The following is a 10,168-nucleotide window of genomic DNA, read 5'->3' on the forward strand; positions in this document are numbered from 1 at the left end:
TAAGTTAACTCCTTATTCAACCAAATATTTGCGAACCTTCCCTTGCATCTACAATTGCCCTGAAAATGTAAAAATCAGACGGTGTCGTGATCTTAATGTTCTCGATTGCACCTTCTACAGTATACAATTCATAACCGTAGTAACGCATCATACTTGCAGAATCAATAAATTCCTTTTTCTCCTCGATTGCTTTGCGGTGAGAATCAATAAGCTCAGAAAGCCTAAAACACTGAGGAGCTCTTGCCATAAAGCACTGTGATCTTTCCATTATGTTTACTATCTTGCCATTTTCATCAGTCATAGAAACGGTTTCAATAGCAGATGTGACTGTAATTGCATTTCCATGTAATTTAACACAATCCAACGCATTTGTGATAGTTTGTTCATCGATCAGCGGACGTACACCATCATGTATCAGAACTGTAACGTTTTCTTTACCATACAGTCTCTCGACCTCAGAAAGTCCATTGTATATCGACTCCTGTCCTGTTGCTCCGCCTTTAACAACAGCCTTAACTTTAGTCAAACGAAAAGTCTCAATCAACTCCTGACAATACTCGATCCAGCTCTCCAAGATAACAAGAACAACGCCGTCAATCGCCTTATGACGCTGGAAATGCTCTATTGTATACACAAGGATCGGTTTACCATGCAACTCCAGAAACTGTTTCGGTTTCGTTTTTGCTTTCATTCTCTGTCCCGTTCCGCCAGCAAAAATAACCGCTATATTCATCTTACTTCTCCTTCACACAATAATACTTGCCTTTAAACTGTTTATATGGCTCTGTTGTGCTCAAATAAACCGCATCATGCTTTGCAACGCGCTTCTCTACTGGCGGCAGCTGCATATAGTCGCCCCATATCTCAGTCAGATATCGTTCATAACCGGCCATAACCGGTACTTTATGTCCTTCAAAGTCCAGATAGACAACATTATCGAAATCCTTTTTCGGATGTCTGAGCAGCATTCCCTTTATAGAACCGATCAACTCTGTAACTTCGTCACAATCGTCCCAATTGAATTTTGTCATTTTTCTCTGACATTTCTTCCAGATCTTATATCTTGATTCCGGAGATCTTACTATCTTATATATGATATTTGAAAATGCACGAATCAATCCGCCCTTATTATCAGGAAGTCTCTGAACATTGAAAAGGCTGAACATAAATGCATTATAAAGCTGACTTGCTCGCTTTATTTTTGACTTTGGACAGCCGTCTATAGGCATTATCTCCAGTGCGATGCCGTGACAAATATCTTCATTTATACTATGACGATTGATCTCTGTTGTGCGGATATCACGAACCGATGCGCCGCCGTCATGGTAGACCTTATTTCTTGTTGTTCGGCAATAAATATACTTGCTCGTATCCGCCTCCTGATTCCATATCTTTGCTAATTTTTCATAATCAGGGCGCGGCATGAAGAGGTCGATGTCATCGTCCCAAGGGATAAATCCCTTATGCCTTACAGCACCGATAAGGCAACCTCCGCAAAGGTAATACATTAAGTTGTTTTTTTTGCAGAACTCATCAAAATACAACAGCATTTCAAGCATTTTCTCTTGAAGTTCTCGTGTTGTAGCGTGGATTATACTATTTTTTTCAGTCATAATTTTTCCCCATTACAGCTGCAGCTGTTCTAAACATCGTTAATATTTCTCTAAGGAATCTGAATCGTCTTATGCTTTCGAGATTCCATACCATCTTACCGGGAAGGACCTGTTCAATATACACCTTATCAACATCATCAGCTGCATCAAGCAAACGTGCTTCATCTTTATAGCGAATAGACGCTTCTGATGTAATACCTGCCGGAAGCAGTAATGTTGCCAGCATTTCGGGTGTATAACCCTTTACGTACTTCATTACCTCGGGACGAGTGCCTACAAAACTCATTTCGCCCTTGAGGACATTTATAAGCTGTCCGATCTCATCGAGCCTATAATCACGTATTTTTGAACCAACTCGGGTGATACGGCTGTCATTGCCTACTGTAACCGCTGCCCCGACCTTATCAGCATTATTCACCATTGTACGGAACTTGTATATCTTGAATTTCTTTCCATACTGAGTTACTCTTTCCTGCTTATAAAAAACAGGTCCCGGTGAATCAAGCTTGATCGCTACTGCAAGTATTACAAAAACAGGCAACAAAATAACAAGCATTATCGCTGAGAGCACAACATCGAATATTCTTTTGCACTTCAGACTGAAACGTTTTTTGCTCAGAATATCGTAATACTCGCGAACTTCCTTACGCCGCATGAACTTCGGAAGCTCTTCCCATTTTCTTAATGTCATCAACTGCACCTACTGTATTATAAACTCCTTATGATACTTGAATACTTTTCAAGTACATACTCAACATCTTCATCTGTAAGACAGGTATGAAGCGGAAGAGTGATCTCATTCGCAAATCTGTTATATGCATTCGGGAAATCCTTGATATCAAATCCCATGTTCTTATATGCTGTATGCATAGGAAGGGGCTTGTAATGAACATTGCAGGCAACTCCCTGCTCAGCCATTTCGATTATGATATCAGAACGCTTTTCAGGGCTGATACCGGGGATCCTTGTAATATAAAGGTGTCCCGAAGAGATATGATCCTCTGTATAGTGCTTTAATGTTTCAACTCCAAGAGGAACGAGAACAGAATCATATTTTTCGATTATCTGCTTACGTCTTGCAAGCATACCGGGATAACGCTTCATCTGAGCAAGTCCCATAGCAGCTGCAACATCTGTCATATTGCACTTATACCATGCTCCGACGATATCATACTCCCACGCGCCGAGCTGAGTCTTTGCAAGAGCGTCCTTGCTCTGACCGTGAAGGCTGAAGAGCTGAACATTATGATATATCTCCTCATTATCTATACCATCGATATTTCTCCACGAAAGAGCACCGCCCTCAGCAGTCGTAAAGTTCTTTACTGCATGGAACGAGAAAGAAGAGAAATCCGCAATAGAGCCTGCCATTCTGCCGTGCCATGAAGCACCGAATGCATGGGCTGTATCAGCACAGACAGCAATTCTTCCCATAGCCTCCTGTATCTTGTTTGAAGGCTTGAAAAGATTCTTTTTAGCTTCAACTATAGCAAATATCCTGTCATAGTCACAGGGTATACCTGCAAGATCAACAGGTATGATAGCCTTTGTTCTTTCTGTTATAGCGTTCTCAAGTGCATCATAATCCATTTCAAGGCTGTCCTTCTGAACATCAACAAGGACGATCTTTGCGCCAACATGATATACAACGGAAGCAGAAGCTGTATATGTATACGCAGGAACGATGACCTCGTCACCTTCTCCGATACCAAGGATACGAAGTGCCATTTCAGCACAGGCTGTCTGTGAATTAAGACAAACCGCACGGTCAGTGCCTACATATTCAGCGACCTCTTTTTCAAGCTGCTTTGTTTTCGGACCTGTAGTTATCCAACCCGAACGAAGTGCTTCACAGACTTCATTTATCTCAGCTTCGCTGATATCCGGTGGGCTGAAAGGGATCGATCTCTTTTGTGTTGAACTCATTAAATTTACATCTCCTAATTATTACTATCTTAGAAAAAGTTTTTTCAACAAGATGAATGTTTCTGATCTGTTCTCTCATAAAACGCGCATTGTACCAAATGCGAACCGATACTTGCCAAATATCTGTTCATACAAAACTTTGTCGTCCACGTACTCAACTTCATTTTCGCCGAATATGCAAACGACACGTACTTTTAAATATGAAATATATATGCCATAGCACTCTTTAATAAGCTTATACCAGCTTATGTGAATAATCCTGTTTTACGTCATATAGTCACGATACGCTCCGAATGCTATATCCTGACCTTGTAAAACGATATTTTTAGCAAGCCGCAGTATACAAAACGCCTGTTATTATGAAAACTTATTCGGAGCACCGTATTCACGTTAAAACTACTCTGCATAAGTCAATATGATCAGACAGATCATTCAAATCGTTGTGTTATATAATAAACCTTCGCAAGCTGATAACATGAGATCACATATCATTGCCGACCTCTTATGTCTTTCAAAGGCTTTATCTATATCAAGAGTTTGTGAGCAGGCAGTATAATTATAATGGTATCACACTGCCGGCAATCTGATGCTGCTTTTTTTATAACATTTTCGGTTTTCGCAAAAAAACATTCCGCGAAAACACTGTATTCTATTAATAGTATTAAACGAACAAAACCCGTACGTTTCAATTATACCCGTTGGCAAAAAAAAAAGCAAGTGAAAAAATAAGGTAAATCATATCTGTCTTTGATTTTTGGCATTTTCAACAAATTAACTATACTATCTTCCGTTTAAATTGCACTATAGATTATACTAATTGTTTATTAAGTAAGCTTATTAAAATGCTGTATAACTCGTTGTACAGCTGTCATCAGGGATAATGCTTGCCGATTATTCCCTATCTTCAGTATAAATTATCATGCACTATACTCAAAAAACTAAAAAAACACTATAAAACTGTCAGGAAACTAATAATATAACTAAATGTAAAAACAATAGTCTAATGAATATCTTTATTTTTTCTCGAATAAAACCTCAAAATCAATTCAAAAGAATCATATTCCCAGCAACTCAAAGAGTTAAAATTTTTTCTGTATAATCATAAAAAATTGCTTTATACTGGTTTTTTACCACAGATTTTTATTTCCATTTTGTATATTTTGCACTAACTCTCACTCGTTATTATTTACAAATCGTAATACTCCACATTGTTCAAGGCTACGAAATTCCGGCGTTATAGTGCATTGTTCACAAATTATACATCTATTTTGTTATAATTCGTGGTATCATATATATAAAGAAAGGATAAATCCGGATAGAGTTTTCAGGTGCATATTCGATATGCACCTGGAAGTTCAAAACAAATATCCAATTAAGTCGAGGTGACATTTATGAGGAAAAACAAGGGCTTCACATTGATGGAATTGATAATCGTTCTTGCTATAATCGCCGTGCTCGGTACTATAATCGTTCCTTCAATACTCGGATATGTTGAGCTTTCAAAGAAAAAAGCTACCGTTGAAAACGGCAGAACTATCTATATGTCAGCAATGCTTGCACTTGCAGACGAAGATGCCTATGAGTCGTTCTACACTCCTCAGAGTTCATGGGTGGCTTATGAAGCAACTGCTGACGGTCGTGTAATAAATACGACCACCAAATACAAAGGCGTATCAAGCACCTATTCCGAGAGAGTAGGCAACGTTAATTCTCCTCTTAAAGCCGAAGGCAACTACCGTTTTACAGTAGTTGCAAGAGTTGACGGATACGCACACAGCACAGGAAGCGACTGGAAAAATCCTTCACATATCACACACGTTTTCAGAACATGGGACTACTCAGACAAGAGATATACCACGTTCGTAAAAAGACTGTGTGCTGAGCTCGATATGAAAGTCGGACAACAGAAGGGCGATAATTTCCAGGTCAAAATGCCTTATACCAAGCGTGATGACGGCGGTACTCTGCCGCTGGTACGCTGGCTGATATGTTATCGTCTCGATGATCCTTCTCAGGTTGAGATCTGGGCAGGCGACGGCTATAAGTGTGAAAATGGTCCTGCATACCGTGTGTATCCAAATCCTGCAAGTAATTACACCTGATTCTTGGGGATTTGACATAAGTGTAAAACCTAAAGAACGCTTCCGAGAGATTGGAAGCGTTCGCCTTTTTATGCATATGAGCCGCAATGCTTAAATGCTGCTAAGCTCAGGAGCTTTGTATTAATTAAGACCAAGAAGCTTCTCCTGGATAGCAAGTGCATCACTTACAGTCAGACCGTCGCCGTTCATATCAGCATTGCGTTCGCCTTCGGAAGTAAGATGATTATCAGATGTACCGTTCAAGCCATACTTATTCGGATTTGCAAGAGCCTGCATTACAATAACAGCATCAGACATATCAACATCTCCGTCGCAGTTTGCATCACCATTTGCCGGTCCAAGCACTCCCATAAGAGGCGGAAACTCCTCTGTAGTTGTTGTTTCAGTTGTTTCTTTTGTTGCTACTGTAGTACCTATCATTGAAGGAGTTATTGTTGGTGCAGCAGTAGTAGTTATTTTGGCAGGGGCGACTGTAGTACCAACCATTGACGGAACTGTCGTTGTTGTTTCTATCTTCGCAGTAGTTGTACCTATAAGCCCTGTAGTAGTTGTTGTAGTTGTTGTGGTGGGCTTTTTGGTAACTGTAGTGCCTACCATTGAAGGAACTTCAGTAGTAGTTGTAGTTATCGGCAGCTCATCGTCAGGCAGCATAACTACACCTGCGGTAGGAGCAAGCTCGTCAATGTAATCGGGATCAGTCGCCTGACCGGTCATTTTCCAAACTTCTTCCGAAGCTGCTGAACCTGCGTTCGCAGAAAGCCCCACAGTAACAGTTGCTAAAAGCGATGCTATCTCTTTTGTAAATTTCCTCATTGTTTATTCCCTCCGTTTTCCTTAGATAATATTTCAAGTGCAGTAAGTATCTGCACCTGTTCCTCCATACAAGCGGCTTCCGAGATATCTCTTACAGTGCCTGTTGTAGCCATTTTTCTGCACGCGCAGGAGTTGCGGCAATACATAGCTATCTCGCAGCCTTTACATCTTTCCGAAAGCATTGAATAATCTGGGTGGGCTTTTCTTGCCTTTTCAGCCTCTATACCAACAAAAACATCGCCGCAGCGGTATTCGGCTATATTCTGGAACTGAACACAGGGATAAAACTTCCCGTCCCAATTGATAAAGACCTTCTTTCTGCATATCTCGCAGGTACTTGGTTTGTGTTCCTTGATACTGTTCTTTTTGGCAGTGAGCTCATACATAAAAAGGTCCTTTATTTCGCCTATTTTTCGCCACTGTTCTCTCATAATATCGCCGAAGCTGTCAAGATCCTCGGGCATCAGGAATGCGTCCATTGTTGCCGAGACTTTTTTAACGCCAAGCCCTTTCAGATACATGATATTATCATATAATTTCGGAAGCGTCTGCTCTGTGTACACAAGCTGGACAAGTGTTTCGGGCTGATATTTCAGTAATATTTTCAGATTTGCATCAAGAACTGCCATATCTACGCCGCGCTCCGTACATTCTTTACCGTCATGGGACATATTGATAACAACATTCTTTCTGTCCATACACCACTTTATGAATTCTTCATCGAGCAGCGTACCATTGGTGGTAATAACGATCTGTTCCGCATCTATATTCTCACAGTAGTACTTTACGGTATCCTTGTAAAGCAGCGGTTCACCGCCAAAAAGATAAACTGTCTCTGCATTTCCCTGCTTCTTTATGTACTCTGCGATCTTATCTCTCATTTCATCGGTGATGCAGCCGTATTCAGTGTTAAGATGCCTTTCATAACAATAACTGCACTTCAGATTGCATTTGTTGGTTATGCTGATAGTATAGTCCAAAATATCATCTCGCTTCCGTTTAAAGACTCGCAGATCTCATTAAGATCGTTACTGTAAAAGAATACGTATTATTTACTGTTCACTTATTAGACGAAGGATTATATAAAAACTCTCACCTGTTTTAAAAATTTTTTTCTGCCTCAGCTGTGATTGTAAAGTGTCACTGTCTTTATACTTGTATCTGCGGTAATTTTCATTATCTCGGTGAGCAGCTCAGAAATATGCTTCCCTACGTTCTCAATGGTACTGTGACTTCCGTGTACTCTGACGACCTGCTCCGACAGCTTTACGCAGGTTGGATAATTATCAGGAAGAACAGTATCACCGTCACTGCACAGGGTATATGCACGTTCATTCTTCTCATGTGCCGACATATCACGATACTGCTCAATAAACTCAGCAGGTATCCCCGAAGCTGTAATAAGCTCCAGTTCATGGGGATAATAGCATGGATTTGTAAGTATACACGAACGTTTGAACCTGCGGCTCAGCTTATCAGCGTACCAGCCGCCCAAGCTCTGTCCCACAAATATAAAGTCATCAGTATCCGCATACGCTGCAAGCTGCTCAAGCAGTTCTATCGGCGAAGTTTCAATATATTTAAGCTGCGGAGAAATAATATCTTCCGCAGGGAACATTCCGCAAAGTGCCTTGTAATTCTTGTTATCAGCTTCACCCATGAAGCCGTGTAAATTAAGTATCTTCATATTTCTGCTCCTGTGTTCAAAAGATCTTTTCCGCAAGGAACTGCGCTGCAAATACAGCGGCAACTCCTAGCACGACACTCAATACAACATATGCGGCTGCTGTCAGATACGAGCCTTTTTCAATAAGTCCGCTCGTTTCAAGGGCAAAGGACGAAAACGTTGTAAATCCGCCGCAGATGCCGACTTTAAGAAACATAACAAGTTTCGGCGACTCCGATAATTGCTTCAATGCCAACGCAGCCGCAAGTCCTATGATAAAACAGCCAATAATATTTATAAGGAAGGTTTTTATGGGAAAGCCTTCATTGCTGCCTACGGGGAGCTTTCCTATCAAAAATCTGCAAACTGCTCCTATAGCACCTCCGAAAGCAACTATCAAACAATCTGTCATTTCTTCACCTCATTCAAATCTGTTAGCCGCAGCGTATGCTTTTTCACTTCAATTATACATCACTAAAGCCTGAAATGCAATAAAAATCTGTCTCATCAGCATGATATATCAAAAAAGCCTGCGGAGTGCATTTTACTCCACAGGCTCATTTAGATTTATCCCAAGAAAAAAATCGAAGGGGCAAAGCCCCTTCAAAATATATATAAATTTGGTCAAGAAACTTGTGTTATTTTACGGGAAGCGAAGGTATAAGTCCGAGAAGATACTTCTGTATAACCAAAGCATCATTGACTGTCATACCGTCTCCGCCTTCAACGTCTGCATTTGCAGTTCCCTGCTCGGTGATGTGATTTTCATCAGTACCTTTAAGTCCGTATTTATCGGGATTTGCCAGCGACTGCATTATAAGGACGGCATCTGACAGATCAACTGTTCCGTCCATATTGGCATCGCCTGCCAAAGTTTGCTTTTTCGGTGTTTCTTCATTTTTTATAAGCGGCTGTGAGCCTGCTTCCTGCCCGGGAGTTTTAAGGTCAAGTGTACTTGAAGCATAATATGTATACCCTTTCTCCTTGCAGTACTTCTTTATCGAGTCGATCACCTTGCTGTCCTTGGTATATTCAAGCAGATAAACATCTTTGCCGTAGTCGGCTACAAGCTTGCAGTAGTCCTGAAAATACTCTCTGTCCTCATCGCTGTTCTTGGTAAAAGTATCATGGTCCCAGTCGATGGCACTGAAAACCGATTCCTGATTTACAGCGTCCATAACAGCGTCAAGGCTCTTGTTCTTCTTTGCATACTCTGTTACATAGGTATCACCGCCGTTGATGATAACATATGTGCCGTATTTTTTGAAGCCTTTGAGTATTTCCGTTACGCCATTGAATATTTCAGTTTTTTTGAAGTTATAGTACACATCGCAGTTGTCAACAAAAAGTCCGTCAACGCCCTTGTCGAGTATCTTCTTTGCAAGATCATCAACTACGAATTTCTGCCAGTCTTTCTGGGAAACATCTACCCATCTTTCATCTTCCCAGTTCTCGTATACACCGAGGAAGTAATCTTCATAATTCTTGAAATAAGAGCGGAATTCTTCAACAGAACCAAGGTTTATATAGCTGTAAACAGTGTGGCCTGAGTCCTTTAGTCTGGTGATCTCTTCCTTATCAAAATACTGAGCATCTATGACGATCTTTTTATAGCACTCCATATCGGAAACATCTTCGGGATCTGCGCCGAGAAAAACGCCGTACTCATATTTGATATCTGCTGCTTCTGCCTTTAAAATGCTGAAATTTGCTGTAAATACTGCCGAACACATTGCAATTGCCGTAACTATACTTGATATTCTGTTGTTTTTCATTCTAACCCTCTTTTCTAAGATCAGTATTTTAACGAATTTCATAAGGGAGCATTTCCCTTACATTAGTATATACGAAACAAAGAAAAGATTTCAGACAAAAATTATTAAAAAGTAAAAAAGACCTGCACATAGGTTATATGCGTATATAGATAGGGAACGCCTTCTCTTGCAAGGCGTTCCCTCTTCAAAAACAGTCCACTGGACTGTTTTTGAATTCACCCTTTGCGATGCGCCTTCGTATTATTTCGCTGTTCTCTGAAAACTTGGAACAGC

The 10,168-nt window shown here is 40.5% G+C and carries 10 protein-coding genes; 1 reads left to right on the plus strand and 9 read right to left on the minus strand.

The window, feature by feature from the left end; all coding sequences use genetic code 11:
• Positions 1-16 precede the first annotated feature (16 nt).
• The 4 genes from ispD to QZZ41_RS09370 are packed head-to-tail and all read right to left on the minus strand — an operon-like array spanning position 17 to position 3,539.
• Positions 17-733 carry a 2-C-methyl-D-erythritol 4-phosphate cytidylyltransferase gene (ispD, locus tag QZZ41_RS09355; protein WP_295070894.1) on the minus strand — a complete coding sequence of 239 codons (717 nt, stop codon included), beginning with the start codon at positions 731-733 and terminating at the stop codon, positions 17-19.
• A 1-nt stretch (position 734) separates the two neighbouring features.
• Complete coding sequence (locus QZZ41_RS09360) at positions 735-1,613, minus strand: LicD family protein (protein ID WP_295070898.1); 879 nt, start codon at positions 1,611-1,613, stop codon at positions 735-737.
• On the minus strand, positions 1,606-2,304 hold the full coding sequence (locus QZZ41_RS09365) for a sugar transferase (protein WP_295070900.1): 699 nt from the start codon (positions 2,302-2,304) through the stop codon (positions 1,606-1,608). The genes QZZ41_RS09360 and QZZ41_RS09365 overlap by 8 nt, the downstream gene beginning before the upstream one ends.
• Before the next feature lie 17 nt (positions 2,305-2,321).
• On the minus strand, positions 2,322-3,539 hold the full coding sequence (locus QZZ41_RS09370; protein WP_295070903.1) for a DegT/DnrJ/EryC1/StrS aminotransferase family protein: 1,218 nt from the start codon (positions 3,537-3,539) through the stop codon (positions 2,322-2,324).
• Positions 3,540-4,930: 1,391 nt separating this feature from the next.
• Between QZZ41_RS09370 and QZZ41_RS09375 the strand changes: the two genes are divergently transcribed.
• Positions 4,931-5,641: a type IV pilin protein gene (locus QZZ41_RS09375; protein WP_295070906.1), complete on the plus strand. Its 711-nt coding sequence runs from the start codon at positions 4,931-4,933 to the stop codon at positions 5,639-5,641.
• Positions 5,642-5,761: 120 nt separating this feature from the next.
• Here QZZ41_RS09375 and QZZ41_RS09380 read toward each other — a convergent pair whose 3' ends face one another.
• From QZZ41_RS09380 to QZZ41_RS09400, 5 genes are all read right to left on the minus strand, one after another.
• Positions 5,762-6,454 (minus strand): dockerin type I repeat-containing protein, encoded by a 693-nt coding sequence (locus tag QZZ41_RS09380; protein WP_295070908.1) that lies wholly within the window; start codon positions 6,452-6,454, stop codon positions 5,762-5,764.
• Positions 6,451-7,434: a radical SAM protein gene (locus tag QZZ41_RS09385; protein WP_295070911.1), complete on the minus strand. Its 984-nt coding sequence runs from the start codon at positions 7,432-7,434 to the stop codon at positions 6,451-6,453. Before QZZ41_RS09385 ends, QZZ41_RS09380 begins: the two co-directional genes overlap by 4 nt.
• A 140-nt stretch (positions 7,435-7,574) precedes the next feature.
• Positions 7,575-8,141 (minus strand): YqiA/YcfP family alpha/beta fold hydrolase, encoded by a 567-nt coding sequence (locus QZZ41_RS09390; protein ID WP_295070914.1) that lies wholly within the window; start codon positions 8,139-8,141, stop codon positions 7,575-7,577.
• 16 nt (positions 8,142-8,157) lie between these two features.
• Positions 8,158-8,532 carry a fluoride efflux transporter CrcB gene (gene crcB, locus QZZ41_RS09395; protein ID WP_295070917.1) on the minus strand — a complete coding sequence of 125 codons (375 nt, stop codon included), beginning with the start codon at positions 8,530-8,532 and terminating at the stop codon, positions 8,158-8,160.
• Positions 8,533-8,758: 226 nt separating this feature from the next.
• Positions 8,759-9,895: an endo alpha-1,4 polygalactosaminidase gene (locus tag QZZ41_RS09400; protein WP_295070919.1), complete on the minus strand. Its 1,137-nt coding sequence runs from the start codon at positions 9,893-9,895 to the stop codon at positions 8,759-8,761.
• Positions 9,896-10,168: the final 273 nt, after the last annotated feature.

The sequence above is a fragment of the Ruminococcus sp. genome (assembly GCF_016283395.1).